The organism is Spirillospora sp. NPDC048911 (genome assembly GCF_043198015.1).
Taxonomy (GTDB): Bacteria; Actinomycetota; Actinomycetes; order Streptosporangiales; family Streptosporangiaceae; genus Spirillospora.
Genome location: NZ_JBICUD010000008.1, coordinates 38,414 through 59,652 on the forward strand (window position 1 = coordinate 38,414; position 21,239 = coordinate 59,652).

Sequence of the window (21,239 nt, forward strand, 5' to 3'; positions counted from 1 at the left end):
GCGGTTTGACGATGGCGCCGCGCCCGCCAGGCGGGGGTCACCGTGGGACGAGTTAGACGATGGCCGCCGCGCTCGCCAGGCCAGGGTCAGCGTGGGACGAGTTTGAGCGTGGCGCCGCGTGCCTGGGCGTTGACGACGCTGCCGACGATGTTGTCCGCGTACGCGCGGTACTTGGTGCGGTAGGCGGTGTCGAGGGCGTCGTTCAGCTCGGGTTCGGTGTCGGCGTCGACGAAGGTGACGTCCTTGTCGACGCCGCCCGAGCTCACGCGGCCCCGGTGACGGGTGCGCGTGCCCCTGTACCAGCCACCACGGCCCTTGACGGGACGGACGTAGAGGTCGTCACCGTCGCGGACGACCCACATGGTGACGGGGTCGCGCAGGGTGCCGTCGGCGCGTTCCGACTGCAGTTCGAGTTCGTCGCTGTGGTCGATCGCCGTCAGTTCGGCGGTGGTCCAGCCGGTCATGGATGCGTCCTTCGGGTACGTGGGCCGTTGTACTGCTCGTCGGTGACCTTCTCCAGCCACACCGTCTCGGGGACGTCGGGGTCGCCGATGCCCTCCCACAGGGCGAGGTGCTCCATGAAGGCGTCGGACGCGGCGCCGTGCCAGTGCTCCTCGCCGGGCGGGGTGTAGACGGTGTCGCCGGGGCGGGCCTCGATGATCGTGCCGCCGCGGGCCTGGACGAGCGCGACGCCGGAAACGATGTGCAGGGTCTGGCCGAGGGCATGGGAGTGCCAGTCGGTGCGGGCGCAGGGAGAGAACCGCACGAGGTTGAGCCGGGCGCGAGAAGGTTCCTGGCCTGCGTAGATGACGTCCCACCAGACATCTCCGGTGAACCAGTCGGCGGGCGCCTTGCTGGTCGGTCGTGGTGTCAGCAGTTCCATGGGTTTCCTGTGTGGTCGCTGCGGGCGGACGGTCCTCACGGGTTTCCGGGGTGCCTCACGGGCGGACGAGGACCTTGAGGGCTTCGCGCCGGTCCATGGCGCGGTAGCCGTCGGGGACCTCCGGCAGGCCGATGGTCCGGTCGAAGACCTTGCCGGGCTGGACGGTGCCGTCCAGGACGCCGGGCATGAGTTCCTCGATGTACGCCCGAGCCGGGGCGGGGCCGCCGGTCAGCGTGACGTTCGGGCCGAACAGGCTGGTGAAGCCGACCGGCGCCTGGTCGTACTGCGGCACGCCGACCCGGGAGATCACCCCGCCGGGCCGGACCACGCCGACGGCCTGCTCGTAGGCGGGCATGTGGCCGACGGCCTCCAGCACCTTGGCCGCGCCGTGGCCGCCGGTCAGTTCCCTGACCTTGGCGATCCCCTCGTCGCCGCGTTCGGCGACGACGTCGGTGGCGCCGAACTCCCGGCCCAGGTCGGTGCGGTCCTTGTGCCGTCCCATCAGGACGATCCGCTCGGCGCCGAGTTGCCTGGCCGACAGCACCGCCAGCAGGCCGACCGCGCCGTCGCCGATCACCACGACCGAGTCGCCGGGGCTGACGTCCGCGCGCTTGGCGGCGTGGTAGCCCGTCCCGTAGACGTCCGACAGGGTCAGCAGGCCGGGCAGCAGGTCGGAGTCCTCGCCGACCGGGGCCTTGACCAGCGTCCCGTCGGCCAGGGGCACGCGGACGGCCTCGGCCTGGCCGCCGCCGATCCCGTCCCTGGCCCAGAAACCGCCGTGCAGGCAGGACGTCTGGAGCCCCTCGCGGCAGAACTCGCAGGTGCCGTCCGACCAGGCGAACGGCGCGATCACCAGATCGCCCCGGCGGACGGTCGTCACCTCCGAGCCGGTCTCCTCCACCACGCCCATGAACTCGTGGCCCATCGGGGTGCGCCCGGCGGTGGCGGGCATCGAGTGGTAGGGGTGCAGGTCGGATCCGCAGATGCAGGCCGTCACGACCCGTACCAGCGCGTCGGTCGGCCGCTGGAGCACCGGGTCCGGGACCGTCTCGATCCGCACGTCCCCCGCCCCGTACATGAACGCCGCTCGCATTTCGTCATCCTCACATCATCGTTGCTGGTCAGAGCCCTACCCGGGCCAGATCGCCGCCCGTCTGACCGGCGGCACATTTCCAGCAAACGTTCTTTTGCGGGCTCGTGGCAGTGCCTGCCGTTCCAGGTAACGCCAGTACCTGCTTCGCCGTCGGGCCCTGGCATACCGTGGGGTTCATGGACGAGATCAGGGAGTTCCTGACCTCCCGCCGGGCCCGCATCACTCCCGACCAGGCCGGGCTGCCCGCCTACGGCGGCAACCGGCGGGTCAAGGGGCTGCGCCGCGAGGAGGTCGCGCTGCTGGCCGGCGTCTCGGTCGACTACTACGTGCGGCTGGAACGCGGCAATCTCTCCGGCGCCTCCGACAGCGTCCTGGACGGCGTCGCCCGCGCCCTCCAGCTCGACGACGCCGAACGCGAGCACCTCTTCGATCTCGCGCGGCGCACCACCGCGTCCGCGACGGCCCGCCGCCGGCCCCCCGCGCGCAAGCTGCGTCCGGCGCTCCAGCACATGCTCGACGCGATCGGCGACGCGCCCGCCTGGATCCGCAACGACCGCTTCGACCTGGTCGCGACCAACAGCCTGGCCCGCGCCCTGTACTCACCGCTGCTGGCCGACCCGCGCCGGCCCGCCAACACCGCCCGCTTCATCTTCCTCGACCCGGCCGCGCAGGAGTTCTTCGGCGACTGGAAAAAGGCCGCCGACGACGTCGCGGGCATGCTCCGCGCCGAAGCCGGGCGCAACCCCTACGACAAGGACCTCAGCGATCTCATCGGCGAGCTGTCGACCCGCAGCGAGGTCTTCCGGCGGCGCTGGGCGAACCACAACGTCCGCTACCACCGCACCGGCACGAAGAGGTTCCACCACCCCGCCGTCGGCGACCTCGAACTCCACTTCGAGTCCATGGCGCTGACGTCCGAACCCGGCTTCACCCTGGTCATCTACACCGCCACGCCCGGCACCCCGAGCGCCGACGGCCTCCGCCTCCTCGCCGCCTGGGGCGCCACCGAAGACCAGCACGACCCCGCCCGGCCACTCCCCCGCAGCCGCGACACCTGACAGCTGTTTGGAGCATCGGCGGACGCGGGATCGGCGGCCGGATCAGGCCTCGTTCGCAGGTGGGCGGAGCTCCTCGAAAGGAGTGCCGTCCGGGAGGAACTCGTGCTTCTGGAGGATCCGGCGCCTGTGCCGGCGTTCCACCAGAGGGACCGACACGACGAGCAGGACGGCCCAGAAGCCGATCGTCAACCACCAGCCGTCCCCATGCGGGATGGGGAACGGCATGCCCTCGCCGGTGAGGCTCCCCACCGCCCAGAAGGCGAGCAGCGTCGACCAGGCGTAGGCGATGGTCGCCGCGCACGAACGAAGGAAGTGCCAGCGCCCGAGTACGTCGTCGCGAACCCAGGTGCGATAGCGGTAGGGGACGCGCTTGTCGGCCATGCGGTAGGCCAGCCAATGATGAAGCGGTGGGCGGACGCGCCAACGGGTGACGAGCCCGCCGCGTACGACATCCCACGAGACGCCAAGCGAAGGAGTGGCGCGCCCAGGCTCGGCCGCGTCCAGCAGAGTGCCGATCAGTTCTTCCGCGCGCGCTTCGCGGTAGCTCGGAGGATAGGCGCGCAACAGCGTGCGGCAACGCCGCTCATATGAGGTGCTCATGCCATCCCCGGTGAGGTACGGGGGCCGAAGCCCGGATCGGTCAGACGTTGCCGGGCTCTGGCCGCCAGGGCCGCCACGGCGCGGGCGCCGAGAGGCGTGCGGGCGCCAAGGGACGGCGCTGGGGTGGGCGCGTTGCGTTCTTTAGGACGGGTGAAGCGGCGGCGACGGTCAGGAGTCGGAGAGTTGGGACGACAGGCCCTCTAGGAGGATGTCCAGGCCTTTGTGGAGTTCCAGCTCACCGTCGTAGTTGGCCAGTGTGCTGGCCAGGGCGCGGGTATGGGGGAACTCGCGGATCGGCAGGTGGTGCAGGCCCAAACGCAGTACGTCGTCGGTCTCTTCGGGATCGCTGACCAGTTCTTGGGCCTGGTTGAGGATGTGCCCCTGCAGGAAGCCGAAGAACAGCCGGTAGCCGTGGAGGGCGGCCTGCGGAGAGAACCCGGCGTCTATGAGAAGAGCCAGGATGTTCTCCAGGGGGCGCACGGTGCCCAGCGGGCGCAACCCCAGTGGCGTGGCCAGGGGTCTGGTGACCATCAGCGGGACCATGTTGGGGTGGGCCAGCGCTATGGCTCGATAGTGGACCGCCGTACGGCGGAGGGCGTGTTGCCAGCCTCCACCGTTGAGGGCGGGTACGCGCAGGTCGGCCATGACGTGTTCGGTGACCGCGTCCAGGAGTTGCGCCTTGGTGTCGGCGTGGCGGTACAGGCGCATCGGATCGCGGTCAAGGGCCTGCCCGAGCCGCCGCATCGACAGCGCCTCGACGCCCTCCGCGTCGATGATCGCCAATGCCATGCTCAGGACCTGCTCACGCGTGAGCGGGGCGCCCTTGGCCGGCGGCGGTGGGAACTCCCCGGCGGACGCCGGGTCGCCGGGACGGTCGTGGGCTGCCATGGGTTTCCCTCGCCCCTCGAAGTGGCCAGTGGGAACGCTTTCAAGAGTGTAGCGCTTAGACTACACTGCTACAGTGTAGCGCTTCGGTGTAACCCTACGGTTGACATGGATGGCGTTGCGAAGATTCGCCCGGCGCCCGGACGCGTCTGAGCCGACGATGGAGGCCATCATGGCCCGCACAGACCTCCCGAGGTCGCCTCAGGCGATCGAGTCACCCGCCTCACCTGACGGGATGCCGCGATGACCGGGCTCCCGGCGCCGTCGCCGGAGATCGTCAGTGCGGCGCGCACCCATCTGACCAGCCGGTTCGCTCGCGGGCTGGACGGGGTGCTGTGGGAGGAGGGCAAGCATCCGCTCACCGACACGGCCGCCGTCGCCGAGGTACTGGCCGCCGCCCGGCGGGGCGACGAACTGCTGGGCCCCGACCTGGCCGCCGCGCTGGTGGTGATGCAGGCCATCCAGCTGGACGGCGACCGGCTCGAATACGAGCTGTTCATGCTGGCCCGGTCGCGAGGGCTGTCCTTCGAGCAGATCTCCGCGGTGCTGGACCTGTCCGGCCCCGAGGAGGCCCAGGCTCGCATGCACTACCTGACCGGGCGGGCCCATCAGCCGGTGGACCCCGTCACCAAGCCCATTCTGGGCGGGCCGGGCGTGCGTCCCGAACGAGCGGCCAAGGTCGGCCAGCGCGTCGAGCAGATCGTCCGCCGGTCCCGGCAGTCCGGCCACCGGCAACGCGAACTCGCCGGTGGCGCCCGGCCGATGTTCGCCGACGACCTCGATCAGGCCGAGCACCGCCTCGGGCACGCCAAGGAGCTGACCGAGGAGGCGCACCGGCAGGGCACGCTCGCCTTCCTGCGCGCCGCCGAGGCCCACGAGAAGGCCGCCGTCGCGCTGGAGAACGCCGCCGCACTCGCCGACGCCCAGGCCCCCGACCATGCCGCCGACCTGCGACGGCAGGCGGACCTGCACCGAGCCCGGGCCCGCCATCACCGATCCCAGGCCGAACAACACGCCTGAAGTCGAAAGTCCGCCAAGAAGCCTCACCCGGCTCCGCCGCTCACTCAGAGGGGCTGGGTGTCGGGGGCGCAGAGTCGCTGTGCGCTTTTCTGGAGCATGTCGGCTGCCTGGCTGGGGGTGAGGCTGCCGGCGGCGACCTGTTCCGCTGCGGTGCGGACGAGCCCGATGACGGCGGCGGCCAGCCAGGTCACGGGGAGCGTGTCGGTGAAGTCGCCGGTGTGCCGGCCTCGCCGGAGGAGCTGTTCGAGCCGGGCGGTGCCGGCGTCGTGCGGGTCGTCGCCGCCGGGTTGGGGGATCCGGGCGAGGGCGGGGGCGAGGAGAAATGAGTAGCCGCGGATGAGCTGCCAGCTGATGTCGAGGTACCGGCGCAGCGCGTCCGGGGGCGGGAGCGTGTCGAGGCCGGCGGCGTCGTAGGCGGCGACGGTCTCGACTCCCGCGGCGTGGATCAGGGCGGCGATCAGCGCGTCCCGTGACGGGAAGTGCGCGTAGACGGTCTGGCGAGAGACGCCGGCCGTGGTGGCGATGTCCTCCATGCTCGCGTCGGGCCGCTCGCTGAGCACGGTACGGGCCGCGGTGAGGATGGCGTCGATGCTGCGCCGGGCGTCGGACCGGCGGCGGCGCGCTCGCCGCTCGGGATCAAGCGTGTCAGCCATCAGGGGGAGCATACCGGGACGTCCATAACCTTGACACGTCGTCAGAGTTAGTTAAGTCTGACGGCATGTCAAAGAAAAGCGACGCGATCGAGGCGCGTGGACTGGTGAAGATCTACGGCGATGACCGGGCACTGGACGGGATCGACCTCACGGTGCGGCGCGGTCAGGTGTTCGGGCTCCTCGGCCCCAACGGGGCCGGCAAGACCACCTTGATTCGCATCCTGGCCACCTTGACCCGGCCCGATGCCGGCACCGTTCGCGTACTCGGTCACGACGTGATCGGCGAGCGGGACGCGATCCGCGCCCGGGTCGCCGTGACCGGCCAGTTCGCCGCCCTGGACGAGGACCTGACCGGATACGAGAATCTGATCGTCTTCGGCCGGCTCCACGGCCTGTCCCGCGCCGCGGGCAAACGGCGGGCCGATGACCTGCTCGCCGCGTTCGACCTGACCGGCGCGGCCGGCCGTCCGGTCGGCGGCTACTCGGGCGGGATGCGCCGCCGGCTCGACATCGCGGCCAGCCTGATCGTGACTCCCGACCTGCTGTTCCTCGACGAGCCGACCACCGGGCTCGACCCCCGCAGCCGTGGTCAGGTGTGGGAACTGGTCCGCCAGATCGCCGCGGCCGGCACCACGGTGCTGCTCACCACCCAGTACCTCGACGAGGCCGACCAGCTCGCCGGGCGGATCGCGGTCATCGACCACGGCCGGATCGTGGCCGAGGGCACCAGCGCCGAGCTCAAATCCCGGGTCGGCTCGGGCACGCTGCACGTCCGGCTCTTCGACGGCGAGCAGCGTCCGCACGCGCAGCGGATCCTGGCCGACGTTCTGGACGGAACGGTGCGTCTGGCCGCCGACCCGCTCGCCCTCTCCATGCTGCTCACCACCTCGACGGACGTGGGCCGGCTGGTCGGGCACGCCATGACCCGGCTCGCCGAAGCCCAGGTGGGCGTCGCCGAGTTCACCCTTGGCCGGCCCAGCCTGGACGAGGCATTCCTTGCCCTGACCGCCGCCGAACAGGACGTGAACGCATGAGCACGCACCAGATCGACATCCTGCTCACCTCCAGCCGGCCGCACCGCCGGGCCGGGGCGCTCACCGCGTCCGCGATCTTCGCCCGGCGAGCCATGCTCAAGATCAAGCACGACCCCAAGCAGCTGGTGGACTCGATCGCCATCCCCGTCCTGTTCACCGTGCTGTTCACCTATCTCTTCGGCGGCGCCATCAGCGGCTCGTCCGGCACCTACCTCACGCTCCTCCTGCCCGGCGTGCTGAGCATGAGCATCGCCATCGTCACCATGTACGGCGGTGCCCGCCTCGCCCAGGACGTGACGACCGGAGCGTTCGATCGTTTCCGTTCGCTGCCCATCTGGCGTGGCGCGTTCGTGCTCGGCGGCCTGCTCAGCGACGCCGCCCGCTACCTGTTCGCCGCCACCATCGTCGTGGGCCTTGGACTGGCCATGGGCTACCGGCCCGACGGCGGCGCACCGGGAGTGCTCGCCGCGGTGGCCCTGGTCGTCGCCTTCGGCCTCGCCCTGTCGTTGTTGTGGGCCGCCGTCGCCCTGCTCGTCCGCGACCCGGCCGTCGTCATGAGCATCGCCAACGTCGTGCTGATACCGCTCTCGTTCGCGAGCGACATCTTCGCCGAGCCCGACACCATGCCCGGCTGGCTCCAGGCCATCGTCAAGGTCAACCCGATGAGCCATGTCGCCGACGCGGCCCGGCACCTGATGAACGACACCCCCGGCGCCGGCGGCCCCGTCGCCTGGTCGCTCGTCGCGACCGCCGCCATCACCCTCGTATGCGCGCCGCTGGCCCTGCACCTCTACAACAAGCAAGGCTGACGATCGGTATCGCGCCGATCTGCCCGGCGACCTGCAGGGCGGCAGTGCCGACGCCGCTGGAGACGGCGATCCCCGCCGTGGTCTCCGCTCCAGTCAGCCTTGTGCGGGGTCTATGGAGATCAGGGCGAGGGCCTGCTGGATGAGGTCGGAGAGCGATCCGCCGTGTTGGGTCCAGTCGTCCAGGGAGATGCGGACGGCGGCCATGGCGAGGACGGCGAGCAGGCGCGGGCGCGGATCGTGGGGGGCCAGATCGGGGAAGCGGGGGGTGAGCAGCTCGGCGACCGCGTTCTCGTAGCGCTGGTAGGCCTGCATGGTCCAGGCATGGAGGGTGGGGGTGGACCGGGTGAGGCAGGCCAGTTCGCGGATCTGGTCGATGTCGTCGGGGAGCCGGTCGGCCAGCTCTTCGAACGCCTGGGTGAGCGCCTGCTTGGCGGTCAGGTGGCCGGGCTGGCGGGCGATCGCGTCGGTGAGCCGGGTGAGCCATGGGCCGGTGATCCCCTCGGCGACGGCGCTCTCCTTGGTCTCGTAGTAGCGGAAGAAGGTCGCGCGCCCGATGTGGGCGTCCTCGGCGATCTGTTCGACGGTGGTGTTGCCGACGCCGTGCAGGCCCGCCAGCCGCGCCGCCGAGGCCGCGATGCGGGCGTTGGTCGCTCGCCTCTTGCGGACCTTGAAGCTCTCCGGTTCACTATGAGACATAGTCTCATTTTGGACTACGTCTCATCAGCGAGCAACCCGGAGGCCTCATGGGCGCGAACCAGCGGCGTCAGATCGTCATGTCGCAGGAGGAGGTGGTCCGATTCCTGACCGAGCAGCGGGTGGCCTCGCTGGCCACGGTCGGACCGGACGGGCACCCGCATCTGGTCGCGATGTGGTACGCGATGATCGACGGAGTGCTGTGGTTCGAGACCAAGGCCCGGTCGCAGAAGGCCGCGAACCTGCGCCGCGACGGCCGGGTGACGGTCATGGTCGAGGCGGGCCACACCTACGACGCGCTGCGCGGCGTCTCGCTGGAGGGCCACGCCACCGTCGTCGACGACCCCGAGGCGCTGTGGGCGGTCGGGGTGAACGTGTGGGAGCGCTACAGCGGCCCGTACAGCGAGGAGGTCAGGCCGCTGGTCGAGATCATGCTCAACAACCGGGTCGCGGTGCGGGTCGACGTGGAGCGCGTCCGGTCGTGGGACCACCGCAAGCTCGGCATGGAACCGCTGGAGCTCGGCGGCTCCACCGCCGCCTACCTTCAGTCGTGATGTGGTTCAACCTGGCCGACCTCTTCGAGAGCACCTCCGCCTGCGGATCGTCGTCGAAGAACACCACGGCCCACGACCGATCGCGCAGCGCGTAGAACCACGCGGTCGTCTCACCGTGCTGCTCGCTGACGGTGTGCACCACGTCCGGCACGGCGAGGCCGGCGGCGAACTCGAAGGCGCGGTCCGGCGCCCGCAGGTCACCTGGCCGCAGCGACGTGCCGGACTCCTGGGTGCCCGGCGGCCACGCGTCGCCCGGCGGCACGTGTTCACCCAGGCGGTGCGCTCGGGACGGCTCTGCATGAACTCGGCCGCGCGCGCGAAATGCCCGGCCGCAGACCCGCCCGCGTCGACGACGAGGCGCGCGACGGCGCCACCGTGAGCGAACCGCGTCCGCCACGGCGCGACGATGACCCCTCCGGGACGCGTCCGAGCGACCCACGCCGGGGAGACCCGCAGCACGCCGTACGTCACCTGGACGCGATCAAACGGCGCACCCCTCTCATACCCGGCCGCGCCATCGCCGGTGACGACGAGCGGATCCAGGCCGATGGCGTTCAGACGCGCGCGAGCCGCGTCGGGACCTGCGGGTCGAGCTCGACACCGACCACGTTCCGGGCTCCGGCTCGCGCTGCGAGCAGCGCGGTCGTCCACCCGGTGCCGGTGCCGACGTCGAGCACGCGCTGCCCCGGCTCGATGTCCAGGTCGGCGAGCATCGACCGCACCAGCGACGGCTGGGACGCCGAAGAGGTGGCCATCACGAGCAACCCACGGGAGCTCCTTCGCTGGGGCCGGCTCAACAACCTCCGACATCAATCGAGCGGCTAACCGGACCTCAGATTGTTGGCTCCAGAGGTCGGCCAGCACGGGGTGGAGTCATGCGTTGGTTGGGGTGGGGCGGATTGTCAGGGTTAGGGCGGCTACCAGGACGTAGGCCAGGGCGGCCATGAGGGCGGCGTGGTGGATTCCCTTGACCAAGCCGTGGGCCGCCAAGGCGCCGCAGAGTGCTACTCCGATCGCGCCGCCGGCTTGGCGGGCGGTGTTGTTGATGGCGCTGGCCAGGCCTTCGCGTCCTGAGGGTGCGGCGCTCATGGCGAGGGTGACCACGCTTGGAGTCAGAAACGATGCGCCCAGGCCGATGATGAAGAGTGGGGGCAGCATCGTTGTGTAGGGGGAGCCGCTCTCCAGGGGCAGGAGAAGTAGGAGGCCGACTGTCAGAAAGGCCAGACCGCTGACCATGACCGGGCGCGGGCCGTACTTGCCGGCAAGCCTTCCAGCGGGGGCCGACAACGCCACCATGGGCAGGAACATCGGCAGGAGCGCGGCGCCGGAGGCGATGGGTGAGCGGTGCTGGACCTGTTGGAAGTACAGAGTGAACAGCAGCAACATCCCGTTGATGCCCAGGTTCATGACCAGGGCCGCCAGTGTGCCGAGTGCTATGGGCCGCCTGCGGAAGAGCGAAAGCGGGAGGACGGGCGAGGTTCGCCGTCGTTCCACCAAGATGAAGGCCGTCGCCAAGGCAACGGTGAGCAGCGCAGTGGGCAGATGGACGCCTTCGATAACCGTGTATGTGGCAGCGGCGAGCGTCCCCGCGCCTAGGGCGACACCTGGGATGTCCAGGCGCCGGGGCAGCGGTTCGGTCTCCTGGACGAATCGGGTGATCGCGATCAGTACCAGCGCGGCGACCGGAACGTTGATGGCGAACACCGACCGCCAGCCCAGCCACTGGACGAGCATGCCGCCCAGCACGGGACCGGCGGGCAGGGCGAAGCCGCCGACCGCCGCCCACACGCCGATCGCGCGGGCCCGTTCGGCCGGCGTGGTGAACGTCCGGGTGATCACAGCCAGGCTGCCCGGCAGCAGGAGCGCCGCGCCGACGCCCTGCAGGACCCGCGCGGCGATCAGATAGGAGACGCCCGGCGCGAGCGCGCAGCCGAGCGAACCCAGCGCGAACAGCGACAGACCGGCCACGACGACCCGCCGGTGGCCGTATCGATCTCCGAGGGTCCCGCCCGTGAGGAGCAGGGCGGCCAGGGTGATCTGGTACGCGTCGATCACCCATTGCAGGCCGGCGATCCCTGCGTCCAGGCCCGTCCCGATCGACGGTAGCGCGACGTTCACGATGGTGACGTCGAGGAGCACGAAGAACAGCCCCGCGCACATCGTGAGCAATGTGACCTGCGGTGATGTACGGCTCATTCGTTCGAACGTAGTAGCCGCACCCCCGGCGGCGTCAAATCGGACGATGCGGCTCGCGGGTGGTCTGGCTCCTGTCAGAGAGCCCGTAGGCGTGACGGAGACGATCACAGGGCCTCGGCGCGCCGGAGACGTCGGCGTCCAGGAAGTTCCTCGGCCTGACGGGCGGGACAGGGCTGTCGTCAGGCGGGGTGGTGGCCTTGCAGGACGGCGTGGTGGTCCGTCCCGTCGCGGCTGTCGGGGTCGGTGTGCACGGTGGCCGCGCGCAGGCGGGGCAGGTCATGGATGAGCCGGTGCTCGGCGTCCACCGCCACGGCGTGCGCCTGCGCCAGTGTCAGGTCGGACGCCAGGACGATGTCGGTCTCGGCACGCAGCGCATGGCCGACCCAGCGCAGCCGCACCCGGCCGACCCGCCGGACGCCGTCCACCTGCGACAGGATCTGCTCGGCCTCGGCGACGAGCGCCGGATCCACCGCGTCCATCAGCCGGTGGTAGATCTCCCTGAGCGCGTCCCGGAGGACGAAGCAGATCGCGACCGTGATGAGCAGGCCGATGATCGGGTCGGCGATCGGATGGCCGAGCGCCGCCCCGGCCGCGCCGGCCAGGACCGCCAGTGAGGTGAAGCCGTCGGTGCGAGCGTGCAGCCCGTCGGCGACCAGCGCCGCCGAGCCGATCTCCCGGCCCGCCTTGATCCGGTAGCGGGCCACCCACTCGTTCCCCAGGAAGCCGGCCACGGCCGCGGCGGCGACCCACCACAGCGCGCGGACGTCCTGCGGATCGACCAGCCGCCGGAACGCCTCGTACCCGGCCAGCGCCGCCGACCCGGCGATGATCACCACGATGACCAGGCCGGCGAGATCCTCGGCCCGGCCGTAGCCGTAGGTGAACCGCCGCGTGGCCGCCCGCCGTCCGATCAGGAACGCGATGGCCAGCGGCACCGCGGTCAGCGCGTCCGCCACGTTGTGCAGGGTGTCGCCGAGCAGCGCGACCGAACCCGAGGCCACCACGATGACGGCCTGGATCGCCGCCGTGGCCATCAAGATCGTGAACGACAGGGCGAGCACGCGCAGCCCGCGCCCGCTGGACTCCAGCGCCTCATCGGTCTTGTCGGCGGTGTCGTGGCTGTGCGGAGTGAGCTGATGCCGCGCCCGCCTCAGCAACGCCCGCAACAGGCCGGCGTCGCGTGGGTGCCCGTGGCCAGGGCCGTGACCGTGGCTATGGCCGTGATCGCCGTGCCTGTGACTGTGACCGTGGCCGTGGGGGTGTCCGTTCTCCCGGTTTCCCGCGTGGGCGTCAGACATCGCGCTCCTCGGGTTTCAGACGATGGTCGCCCCCAACATACGTAGTCATGTGCGCACGCGGCTACAAAGCAGGTGCCAGCACGTCGCAACAGCAACCTCCGAGCGCTCAAGAGACGTCGACCGGACGACCCGATGCTGGTCACGACCCCCGAAGCCGCCCTCTTCCGCGCCATTGAGATCACGATCACATTGGCGATATACCCTGCGGGGGTAGTGTATGCCGCTCACCACCAAGGACGACAGTGAAGGAGTGCTGAGATGGGATCGTTCAGCCACATCGTGGTGGCCGGGGCCTCGCTGGCGGGCCTGCGCGCGGCGCAGACGTTGCGGGACGAGGGGTATACCGGCGCGCTGAGCCTGGTCGGCGCCGAGCCGCACCTCCCCTACAACCGGCCGCCGCTGTCCAAGAGCGTGCTGACCGGGGACGACGACGTCGCGCTGCCCGGCGCCGATGACCTGGACGTCCGCTGGCTCAGGGGCCGCCGTGCCGAGCGCCTGGACACCGGCGCCCGAACGGTCGGGCTCGACGACGGCACGTCCCTCGCCTACGACGGCCTGGTCATCGCCACTGGGGCTCGCTGGTGCGCGTCGAGCACTGGGCGAACGCCAACGAGCAGGGCGCGGTCGCCGCCCGCAACCTGCTGCGCGGCCCCGGCCAGGCCGAGCCGTTCGACGCCGTGCCCGCCTTGGGCACGCGCGTGCACGGGGTGCGCATGCAGTGGGCCGGCCTGCCCCGCCTGGCCGACGAGAGCCACGTGGTCACCGGCTCACCCGATGAGGACAAGTTCGCCGTCGCCTTCACCCGCGCCGGGGTGCTTGTCGGCGCGGTCGCGGTCAGCTTCCCGAAGGAGATGATCCGCCTGCGCAGGGCCATCGCCGCTCAAGAGCGACTGCCGGTGGCGAGCTGAGCTTGCGAAACGGCTGTGGATCAAAGCCCACAGCCGTTCCGCGCGATCGCCGGCGACGGGCCGTCCACCCGATTGACCGAACAACCTCCTACAGAGCGTAGGATCTCCACGTTCCACTCACGACGCGAAGGCCTGCCATGACGACGGACGACCACCAGAGTGCTGCCCACAGCGGAGGCGACGAGACCGCCCACCACGACCACGGAGCCCATGGGCACGGCGCCGCGGTGACGTGGGGAATGGCGGCACAGGCGACGGCGCACTGCCTGACCGGCTGCGCCATCGGCGAGGTGCTGGGGATGGTGATCGGCACCGCCCTCGGACTGAACAACTTCGCCACCGTCGTGCTGGCCGTCGTCCTGGCCTTCGTGTTCGGGTACGCCCTGACCATGCGCGGAGTGCTTCGCGCCGGCGTCGGCTTCCGCGCGGCGCTCAGCGTCGCCCTGGCAGCGGACACGGTGTCGATTGCCGTGATGGAGGTCCTCGACAACGGTGTCATGCTCACCGTCCCGGGAGCGATGCATGCGGGCCTGGCCGACGTGCTGTTCTGGGGCGCCCTGGCCTTCGCCCTGGTGGTGGCCTTCGTCCTGACGACACCCATCAACAAATGGATGATCGGCCGGGGCAAAGGACACGCCGTCGTCCACCAGTACCACCACTGAGCCCCTGCGCGTGGCACCGATTGTCAGAGGTCGACCGTGGGGTGCCCGCATGAGGCTGAACGGGCGCTACCTGAGGATCACAGCCGCGAAGCTGGCGAAGGCGGTCAACGATCCGGCCTGGGCTCAGAAGTACGTGGACGAGATGCTGGAGGACGCACCCAGTCGGGCGTCACCCATGCGGGCCAGGCCTCCTACGAGCGAGCCGCTCCGGCAGTTCTTCCGAGCGGCCGCGTGCGAACGCGAGGCCATGCTGACCTGGGTGAGCTGACCAGCTTCACAGCGGGGCAGTGCCTTGGGCGGGGGTTAGCCCTACCGGGAAGGCGCGGGTCCAGCCCAGTGTGCTCGCCGGGAGGCGCCGGTTGCATGGGATGAGGGCGCATTCCCGGCGCCCGTGCACGTCCCTAGGGAGAGTCATGAGCAGCCGTGTCGCATCCCGTCCATCGCACCGACACGTTCTGCGGCGCCGCGGCTCGCGGTGGTGCTGGCCGGTGCGGTGCTGGGGATGGCGGCCGCACCTGTGACCGCGGCCTCACCGCACGCCCCTTCGCCACCGGACCAGTTCACGTTGCCCGCCCCGACCGGACACCGGCCGGTCGGCACCGTGTCGATGCACCTTGCGAAGTTCTGGGCCGACCAGCGCGGGCCGAAGTTGCAGCTCAAGCTCGCCGGCGCGGCTCACGGCACCTTCCTCGACTTCGCCGTGCTGCTTCCGCAGGCGGCCCGCGTCCTCGACATTCCGCCCGAGGATGTCGCCAAGGCGGCCGGCACGATTGAGGGCGAACGCGCGGCCGCGGTGGTGCGCGCCTACGTCAATGCCTACTTCGACCAGTACTTGCGCCATCGGCACAGCGCCCTGCTCGACGGGCCGTCAAGCCGTTATCCAGAGGTGAAGTTCACCCCCTGACGTAGCTCCGGGCGTCAACGCCGGCAAGCCGTGGTCACGGAGCCGCGCCATGCCGCCGGCCGCACCGGTGTGGGCGCTTCCGCGATTTCTGGACGTCGCGGGGTTGCCAAATATACCCCCCTCGGGTAATGTCCGCGGCGTCCTACAGATACCCCATAGGGGTAAGGAGTGATCATGTCTGTTTCGTCTTCTCCGCCCGCCCGCCGGTGGTGGGCGCTGGCGCTCATCGCACTGGCCCAGTTCATGGTGATCATGGACACGTCGATCATCGGAGTGGCGCTGCCCCGGATGCAGGACGACCTGGGGTTCTCCCAGCAGAACCTGTCGTGGGTGTTCAACGCCTATGTCGTCGCCTTCGGCGGCCTGCTGCTCCTCGGCGGCCGGCTGGCGGACCTGTTCGGAGCCCGCCGCCTGTTCACCGCCGGCTGGTTCATCCTGCTGGTGGGCTCGGCCGTCGCCGGGGCCGCGGGCAGCGTGGCGGTCGAACTGACCGGCCGCGCCGTCCAGGGCGTGGGTGCGGCTCTGATCGCGCCCGCGGCGCTGACCCTGCTGATGATGCTGTTCGGCGGCAACCCGCGCGAGCTGACCAAGGCGCTGGCCCTGTACGGCGCGGCTGCGCCGGCGGGCGGCACCGCCGGGGTGTTCCTCGGCGGCGTCATCACCGAGTACGTCTCCTGGCCGTGGGTCTTCTACATCAACATCCCGATCGCCGTGCTGGCGCTGGTCGCCGCGCCGGCACTGATGCCCGCCGGCGGCGCCGGAGCCCGCGGCTCCATCGACGTGCTGGGCGCCCTGACCGTCACGCTCGGCCTGGGTGCTCTGGTCTACGCGATCGTCCGCGCCCCCGAGGTCGGGTGGGGATCGGCCGAGACCTGGGGCGTGATGGCCGCCGGTCTGGTGCTGCTGGGGGTCTTCCTGGCCATCCAGGCCGCGCGCCGCGAGCCGCTGATGCCGCTGTCGATCTTCCGTACGCCCAACCTGGGCGCGGCCAACCTGGCGCAGCTGCTGCTCGGCGGCGCGTGGATTCCCATGTGGTTCTTCCTCAACCTGTACTTGCAGCAGGTTCTGGACTACAGCGCCTTCCCGTCCGGCGCGGCGCTGCTGCCGATGACCGTCCTCATCATGATCGGGATGATCGCCCTGGCGCCGCGCGCCATGGCCCGCTTCGGCCCCAAGGCGATGACCGTGACCGGGCTGCTGGTGCTGGCGGCGGGCATGGGCTGGCTGTCGCTCGTCCGTCCGGACGGGACGTTCTGGGTGGACGTGCTGCCCGCCTCGCTGGTGGCGGCGCTGGGCATGTCGCTGGCGTTCATCCCCTCGCTGGGCACCGCGATCTCGTCGGCCCGTCCCGAGGAGGGCGGCCTGGCGTCCGGGATCGTCAACACCAGCTACCAGGTCGGCTCGGCGCTGGGCCTGGCCGCGATGACCGCCATCGCGTCCGCCCAAGGCGCCGACCAGCTGGGGAACCTGCCCGCACTCACCAACGGGTTCTCCGCGGCCTTCCTCGGCGCCGGCGTTATCGTCCTCGCCGGGGCGGTCCTGGCCGCCGTCACCCTGCGCTCGTCGCGTCCCGCACCGGAGCCGGCGGCCGCAACCGATCGCCCGGCCGCGCGGGACGCGGTCGCGGGCCACTGATCGGCGGCACCGCCCGGGGGCCGCAGCCGGCGGCCCCCGGGTTCCAGCTCGTTCTTTCGCCCTGAAGGACCGTCGTACGTGGATGACATCCTGACGCGCATGAGTACACGTATCGCTGGCTTCGACGAACGAACGATCCGTGTCGATGGTGTTGATCTGCATGTCTCATCGGCCGGGGAGGGGCCCGCGCTCCTCCTGCTGCACGGGTTCCCGCAGACGCACCTGACCTGGCGGCATGTGGCTCCGGCGCTGACCGACCGGTTCCGCGTCATCTGCCCGGACCTGCCCGGCTACGGCGCCAGTGCCGCACCTGCCGGCGCCGGCACCGAGCGGTACTCCAAACGCACGACCGCCGCGACGATGGTGCGGCTCATGCGGCAGCTCGGCCATGACCACTTCAGCCTCGTCGGCCATGATCGCGGGGCGCTGGTCGCCTTCCGGGCCGCGCTCGATCATCCGGACTCCGTCGACCATCTCGGGGTGATCGACGTTATTCCGACGGCCGACATGTGGGCGTCGCTGAACGGGGTGAGCGGCGTCTTCGCCTTCCATCTCTACCTGCTCGCGCAGCCGGCCGGGCTGCCCGAACAGATGATCAAAGCCGATCCCGACGCGTTCTTCGGGCACTTCCTCGACACCTGGGTCACCGACGCCGAGACCATCCCCGGCCGGATACGAGACGCCTACCTGGCCGCCACGCGCTCCCCCGAGGCGATTCACGCGATCTGTGAGGACTACCGCGCCGGCGCCTTCATCGATGGCGACCACGACGCCGAGGACCGCGAAAAGGGCAGACGCGTCCAAGCGCCGACCCTGGCGGTCTGGCAGGACCCCGGTGACATGCCCCTGCCGTTCGACCCGGCGGCGATCTGGCAGAGCTGGGCATCCGACCTGCGCACCCTGGTTCTGCCAGGCGGCCACTTCCTTCCCGAGGCGCAACCGTCCGCGGTGACCACCGCGATCTGTGACCTGATCGGATAGGCGACCGAACTTCCCGCGTCCTCACGGCACAAGCCGTCCACATCGACACCGCGATGGCGCCAGCACGATTGACCGCGGCCGCCTGCGGGGTCTTGACCCTCGTTTGACGTCCCTAACAGCTAACCGCTATCTATTAGCTAGCCGTTAGGGGTGATGCATGCAGGACGCGGTGCTGGCGATGCTGGCGAAGGAGCCGTCGCACGGCTACGGCCTGCGCGCGCGGTTGCGGCGGGCTCTCGGACCGCTGGGCGAGTCGATGAACGCGGGTCAGATCTACGTGACCCTGGCCCGGCTTGAGAAGGCGGGGCTCGTCGCCTGCGAACGGGTGGACGGTCTGCCGGACCGGCCGGACCGCAAGGTGTACGCACTGACGCCGACAGGGCAGCAGCGGGTGACCGCCTGGCTGGCCGAAGTGAACTGGCCCAAACCGGATCTCGCGGAGTTCCACCTCAAGCTCGCCGCCGCCGCCGCGGCCCGGCTCGCCGATCCGGTCGAGCTGGTGGACGCGCAGCGGCGCGAATTGCTGCGGCGCCTGCGTGATGTGCAGCGCGCCGTGCTGGCCGAGCCGGACGGCTCGACCGCCGGCCTGCTGCTGGAGGGTGTCGCGTTGCGGCTGCAGGCGGACCTGCGCTGGTTGGAGGCCTGCGAGCGGGTCTGGTCGAAGAACGAATCCGAGGGTGCATGAACGCCGTGTTGCAGGTCGAGGGTCTGTGCAAGCAGCACGGCCAGGGGCAGGGCCTGGTCCGGGCGGTCGACGAGGTCTACCTGGACGTGCCGGCGGGACAGATGCTGGCGGTGATGGGGCCGAGCGGATGCGGAAAGTCCACTTTGTTGCATCTGCTGGGCGGTCTCGAACGGCCTAGCGGTGGTGAGGTGTGGCTGGCCGGGCAGCGCGTCGACACGTTGAGCGAGCGGGCTCTGGCCCGGCTGCGACGCCGGTCGGTGGGGTTCGTCTTCCAGGCCTTCCACCTGGTGGAGGAGCTGTCGGCGGCGGAGAACGTGGAGCTGCCCGCGCTTCTGGCCGGACGCTCGCCGCGCGCGGCCAGGCACCGTGCGAGCGCGCTGCTGGAACGGGTCGGGCTCGCCGATCGCGCCCGGCATCTGCCCTGGCAGTTGTCGGGGGGACAGCGGCAGCGGGTGGCCATCGCCCGCGCGCTGGCCAACGAGCCGCTGGTCATGCTGGCCGACGAGCCGACCGGCAACCTGGACACCGCCGCGACCCTGGACGTGCTGAGGCTGTTCGAGGAATTGCGGGCCGCCGGGCAGACCCTCGTGATGGTCACCCATGACGATCGGGTCGCGGCCATCGCTGACCGGGTGGTCTCGATGCGCGACGGAACGTTCGTCGACGACACCTGGCTGGCAGTCGACCCCGAGCCGACAGACGGGGCCGGGTGGCTTGGTGGGCTGACCGAGTCGGGGGGCTGACGGTCGTGGGTCGCATCCTGCTCGTGTTCCGCCTCGTCCTGGCCGATGTTCGTCGCCATCCTGCCCAGGCCGTGGTGCTCTTGGTCTCGATCACCGCCGCCACGTCCATGCTGAGTCTGGGCATGGCGTTGCATGGGGCGACCGAGACGCTCTACCGGCAGACCCGTGCTGCCACCGCCGGTCCGGACGTCGTGGTGTTCTCGCCTGGCAGCGACCGGGCCGCGACCTCTGCCCTGACCTCGTTGAAACGCGATCCCGAAGTCGTCGCCCACAGCGGACCGCACCGCCAGTACTACACGACCCTCACGACGCAGGGCACCACGGCGAACGTGGTGGTGCACGGCGCCCGTGCGACACCGGGTCCGATCGATCGGCCCTTGGTGACCTCGGGCACCTGGGTACGTCCCGGGGGCGTCGTGGTCGAACGCGGCTTCGCCAACGCTCTGGGCGTCCGCGTCGGCGATCACGTCACCATCGCGGGCCGCTCGCGTCCCGTCGTCGGAATCGCCGTGACCGCGGCCTACACCGTCTACCCCTGGGCGGGGATGGGCAGTGGCGGGCAGAACGACTACAGCGGTCTGGTCTGGCTGAACGAGCCGGACACTCGGGCGCTGGCCTCCGCGGACCTGTCGGTGACGTCCGCCATCTACCTGAAGCTGCGCGACCCCTCCGCGACCGAGGCGTTCCTTGACTCGCACAGGGCGGCCAGGGACCCCAGCCAGAGGGCCACGCACTTCTTCACCTGGCAGTTCATGGTCGTCCAGGACTCCGTCATGCTCAAGGACAGCCAGCCGATCCTCGTCATCGGCAGCTGGCTGCTCTGCTTCCTGGCCATCACCGGCGTGGCCACGCTGGCCGCGGGACGCGCCGCCAAGCAGACCCGCCGGGTGGGACTGCTCAAGGCCGTCGGCGCCACACCCGGCCTCGTCGCCGCCGTCCTGCTCGCCGAATACGTGGCGCTGGCACTGCTCGCCGACGTGCTGGGGCTGACGGTCGCCCGGCTGGCCGAGCCCGCCCTCATCAATCCCACCGGCAGCCTGATCACCACCGCCGCCGGGCCGACGGGCGGCACCATCGCCGTCACGACCGTCATCGCCCTGGCCGTGGCGGGCCTGACCACCGTCGGCCCGACCGTGCGGGCCTTGCGCACCGAAACCGTCGCCGCGCTGGCCGACACCGCCCGCCAACCCCGGCACCGGCCCTATCTGACCAGGATCTCCGCGCTGCTGCCGGCCCCGCTTCTGCTCGGGCTGCGCCTGATCGCCCGCCGACCCGGACGCGCGTTCCTGCACGCGTGCAACATGACGGCCACGCTGGCCGCGATCACCGCCCTGCTGACGGTGTACGCCCAGCCCGTCAGGGGTTACGGCATGGGCGGCTCGTCCAGCCTGACCAACCTGAAGGTCGACCAGGGGCGCGACATGATGCTGGCCGTCACCGCCGCGCTGATCGTCCTCGCCGTCGTCAACACCGTCACCATCACCTGGACCACGGCACAAGAGGCCCGGCCCGCCATGGCCATCGCCCGCACGCTGGGCGCCACCCCTGGCCAGGTCACGGCAGGGCTGTCCGTGGCGCAACTACTCCCGACGCTGCCCGGTGCCCTCGCCGGTGTCCCTATGGGAATCCTGCTGAGTGTGCCCTTCAGCGCCGCGAATGTGACCTGGCCTCCCGCGTGGTTGCTGTTCACCGCGGCACTCGCCGCCATACCGGTAACGGCCGCGCTCACGGCAATGCCCGCCCGCATCGCAGCCCGCCGGTCGGTGGCCCACACCCTCAGCGCCGAAGCAACGTAAGCGGCGTAAGCGGCGCTCGAACTGCAGGGTCGCCGCTCGTCGAGCCCCGGGTAGGCGTTGAGCCGCGGGTCGCCGTTGAGCTGCGGGTCGCCGCTCGTGTCGTAGGTCGGCGTTAGAGCGCAGGCTGTCGTCCGAAGCCGCAGGCTCCT

Annotated in this window: 25 protein-coding genes and 2 pseudogenes; 16 read left to right on the forward strand and 11 right to left on the reverse strand. The window is 70.7% G+C overall.

Features of this window, described 5'->3' with window-relative positions:
• Positions 1-86: 86 nt before the first annotated feature.
• The 3 genes from ACGFNU_RS32485 to ACGFNU_RS32495 are packed head-to-tail and all read right to left on the reverse strand — an operon-like array spanning position 87 to position 1,976.
• Entirely contained in the window at positions 87-464 is a 378-nt protein-coding gene (locus tag ACGFNU_RS32485) for a DUF2255 family protein (protein WP_392599837.1), read from the reverse strand.
• A complete protein-coding gene (locus ACGFNU_RS32490) occupies positions 461-883 on the reverse strand; it encodes a cupin domain-containing protein (protein ID WP_392599839.1) in 423 nt (140 codons plus the stop codon). Before ACGFNU_RS32490 ends, ACGFNU_RS32485 begins: the two co-directional genes overlap by 4 nt.
• A 55-nt stretch (positions 884-938) precedes the next feature.
• Positions 939-1,976: a zinc-dependent alcohol dehydrogenase family protein gene (locus ACGFNU_RS32495; protein WP_392599841.1), complete on the reverse strand. Its 1,038-nt coding sequence runs from the start codon at positions 1,974-1,976 to the stop codon at positions 939-941.
• A 176-nt stretch (positions 1,977-2,152) separates the two neighbouring features.
• Between ACGFNU_RS32495 and ACGFNU_RS32500 the strand changes: the two genes are divergently transcribed.
• The gene (locus ACGFNU_RS32500; RefSeq protein WP_392599843.1) at positions 2,153-3,034 is read left to right on the forward strand and encodes a helix-turn-helix domain-containing protein; all 882 of its coding nucleotides are present in this window, start codon (positions 2,153-2,155) and stop codon (positions 3,032-3,034) included.
• Between the two features lie 42 nt (positions 3,035-3,076).
• Here the strand turns inward: ACGFNU_RS32500 and ACGFNU_RS32505 are convergent, their stop codons facing one another.
• Entirely contained in the window at positions 3,077-3,634 is a 558-nt protein-coding gene (locus ACGFNU_RS32505) for a hypothetical protein (protein ID WP_392599845.1), read from the reverse strand.
• A 168-nt stretch (positions 3,635-3,802) separates the two neighbouring features.
• A complete protein-coding gene (locus ACGFNU_RS32510) occupies positions 3,803-4,522 on the reverse strand; it encodes a TetR/AcrR family transcriptional regulator C-terminal domain-containing protein (protein WP_392599847.1) in 720 nt (239 codons plus the stop codon).
• A gap of 240 nt (positions 4,523-4,762) precedes the next feature.
• Between ACGFNU_RS32510 and ACGFNU_RS32515 the strand changes: the two genes are divergently transcribed.
• On the forward strand, positions 4,763-5,539 hold the full coding sequence (locus ACGFNU_RS32515) for a hypothetical protein (protein ID WP_392599849.1): 777 nt from the start codon (positions 4,763-4,765) through the stop codon (positions 5,537-5,539).
• Between the two features lie 44 nt (positions 5,540-5,583).
• On the opposite strand, the gene ACGFNU_RS32520 is transcribed toward ACGFNU_RS32515, so the two are convergent.
• Positions 5,584-6,192 (reverse strand): TetR/AcrR family transcriptional regulator, encoded by a 609-nt coding sequence (locus ACGFNU_RS32520; RefSeq protein ID WP_392599851.1) that lies wholly within the window; start codon positions 6,190-6,192, stop codon positions 5,584-5,586.
• Between the two features lie 65 nt (positions 6,193-6,257).
• Between ACGFNU_RS32520 and ACGFNU_RS32525 the strand changes: the two genes are divergently transcribed.
• Both ACGFNU_RS32525 and ACGFNU_RS32530 read left to right on the forward strand, forming a co-directional pair.
• Positions 6,258-7,226, forward strand: a complete 969-nt coding sequence (locus tag ACGFNU_RS32525; protein ID WP_392599853.1) for an ATP-binding cassette domain-containing protein — start codon at positions 6,258-6,260, stop codon at positions 7,224-7,226.
• Positions 7,223-8,035 carry an ABC transporter permease gene (locus tag ACGFNU_RS32530; protein WP_392599855.1) on the forward strand — a complete coding sequence of 271 codons (813 nt, stop codon included), beginning with the start codon at positions 7,223-7,225 and terminating at the stop codon, positions 8,033-8,035. Before ACGFNU_RS32525 ends, ACGFNU_RS32530 begins: the two co-directional genes overlap by 4 nt.
• 93 nt (positions 8,036-8,128) lie before the next feature.
• On the opposite strand, the gene ACGFNU_RS32535 is transcribed toward ACGFNU_RS32530, so the two are convergent.
• On the reverse strand, positions 8,129-8,731 hold the full coding sequence (locus tag ACGFNU_RS32535) for a TetR family transcriptional regulator (RefSeq protein WP_392599857.1): 603 nt from the start codon (positions 8,729-8,731) through the stop codon (positions 8,129-8,131).
• A 47-nt stretch (positions 8,732-8,778) separates the two neighbouring features.
• Between ACGFNU_RS32535 and ACGFNU_RS32540 the strand changes: the two genes are divergently transcribed.
• Together ACGFNU_RS32540 and ACGFNU_RS32545 are read left to right on the forward strand one after the other, a co-directional pair.
• On the forward strand, positions 8,779-9,282 hold the full coding sequence (locus tag ACGFNU_RS32540) for a pyridoxamine 5'-phosphate oxidase family protein (RefSeq protein WP_392599859.1): 504 nt from the start codon (positions 8,779-8,781) through the stop codon (positions 9,280-9,282).
• A 115-nt stretch (positions 9,283-9,397) separates the two neighbouring features.
• Positions 9,398-9,661: a hypothetical protein gene (locus ACGFNU_RS32545; protein WP_392600697.1), complete on the forward strand. Its 264-nt coding sequence runs from the start codon at positions 9,398-9,400 to the stop codon at positions 9,659-9,661.
• Positions 9,662-9,735: 74 nt separating this feature from the next.
• Here the strand turns inward: ACGFNU_RS32545 and ACGFNU_RS32550 are convergent.
• From ACGFNU_RS32550 to ACGFNU_RS32565, 4 genes and pseudogenes are all read right to left on the reverse strand, one after another.
• A pseudogene (locus ACGFNU_RS32550) lies at positions 9,736-9,933 on the reverse strand (hypothetical protein); the annotation flags it as partial.
• The gene (locus ACGFNU_RS32555; protein ID WP_392599861.1) at positions 9,837-10,037 is read right to left on the reverse strand and encodes an rRNA adenine N-6-methyltransferase family protein; all 201 of its coding nucleotides are present in this window, start codon (positions 10,035-10,037) and stop codon (positions 9,837-9,839) included. The pseudogene ACGFNU_RS32550 and the gene ACGFNU_RS32555, both read right to left, overlap by 97 nt.
• Positions 10,038-10,155: 118 nt before the next feature.
• Entirely contained in the window at positions 10,156-11,478 is a 1,323-nt protein-coding gene (locus tag ACGFNU_RS32560; protein ID WP_392599863.1) for an MFS transporter, read from the reverse strand.
• 179 nt (positions 11,479-11,657) lie between these two features.
• Entirely contained in the window at positions 11,658-12,644 is a 987-nt protein-coding gene (locus ACGFNU_RS32565; protein ID WP_392599865.1) for a cation diffusion facilitator family transporter, read from the reverse strand.
• 390 nt (positions 12,645-13,034) lie between these two features.
• Between ACGFNU_RS32565 and ACGFNU_RS32570 the strand changes: the two are divergent.
• The 10 genes and pseudogenes from ACGFNU_RS32570 to ACGFNU_RS32615 all read left to right on the forward strand — a co-directional run.
• Positions 13,035-13,298 (forward strand): annotated as a pseudogene (locus tag ACGFNU_RS32570) (FAD-dependent oxidoreductase); the annotation flags it as partial.
• Positions 13,299-13,357: 59 nt separating this feature from the next.
• Positions 13,358-13,684: an oxidoreductase C-terminal domain-containing protein gene (locus ACGFNU_RS32575; protein ID WP_392599867.1), complete on the forward strand. Its 327-nt coding sequence runs from the start codon at positions 13,358-13,360 to the stop codon at positions 13,682-13,684.
• A 137-nt stretch (positions 13,685-13,821) separates the two neighbouring features.
• Positions 13,822-14,346, forward strand: a complete 525-nt coding sequence (locus tag ACGFNU_RS32580) for a DUF4396 domain-containing protein (RefSeq protein ID WP_392599869.1) — start codon at positions 13,822-13,824, stop codon at positions 14,344-14,346.
• Positions 14,347-14,395: 49 nt separating this feature from the next.
• Positions 14,396-14,614 (forward strand): hypothetical protein, encoded by a 219-nt coding sequence (locus ACGFNU_RS32585; protein ID WP_392599871.1) that lies wholly within the window; start codon positions 14,396-14,398, stop codon positions 14,612-14,614.
• Between the two features lie 210 nt (positions 14,615-14,824).
• On the forward strand, positions 14,825-15,250 hold the full coding sequence (locus tag ACGFNU_RS32590) for a hypothetical protein (protein WP_392599873.1): 426 nt from the start codon (positions 14,825-14,827) through the stop codon (positions 15,248-15,250).
• A gap of 174 nt (positions 15,251-15,424) precedes the next feature.
• Positions 15,425-16,885: an MFS transporter gene (locus tag ACGFNU_RS32595; protein WP_392599875.1), complete on the forward strand. Its 1,461-nt coding sequence runs from the start codon at positions 15,425-15,427 to the stop codon at positions 16,883-16,885.
• Positions 16,886-16,984: 99 nt separating this feature from the next.
• Positions 16,985-17,866, forward strand: coding sequence for an alpha/beta fold hydrolase (locus ACGFNU_RS32600; protein ID WP_392599877.1), 882 nt, complete (start codon positions 16,985-16,987; stop codon positions 17,864-17,866).
• A gap of 157 nt (positions 17,867-18,023) precedes the next feature.
• The gene (locus tag ACGFNU_RS32605) at positions 18,024-18,551 is read left to right on the forward strand and encodes a PadR family transcriptional regulator (protein ID WP_392599879.1); all 528 of its coding nucleotides are present in this window, start codon (positions 18,024-18,026) and stop codon (positions 18,549-18,551) included.
• Positions 18,548-19,294 carry an ABC transporter ATP-binding protein gene (locus ACGFNU_RS32610; RefSeq protein WP_392599881.1) on the forward strand — a complete coding sequence of 249 codons (747 nt, stop codon included), beginning with the start codon at positions 18,548-18,550 and terminating at the stop codon, positions 19,292-19,294. Before ACGFNU_RS32605 ends, ACGFNU_RS32610 begins: the two co-directional genes overlap by 4 nt.
• Positions 19,295-19,299: 5 nt before the next feature.
• Positions 19,300-21,090, forward strand: a complete 1,791-nt coding sequence (locus ACGFNU_RS32615) for an ABC transporter permease (RefSeq protein ID WP_392599883.1) — start codon at positions 19,300-19,302, stop codon at positions 21,088-21,090.
• Positions 21,091-21,239 lie beyond the last annotated feature (149 nt).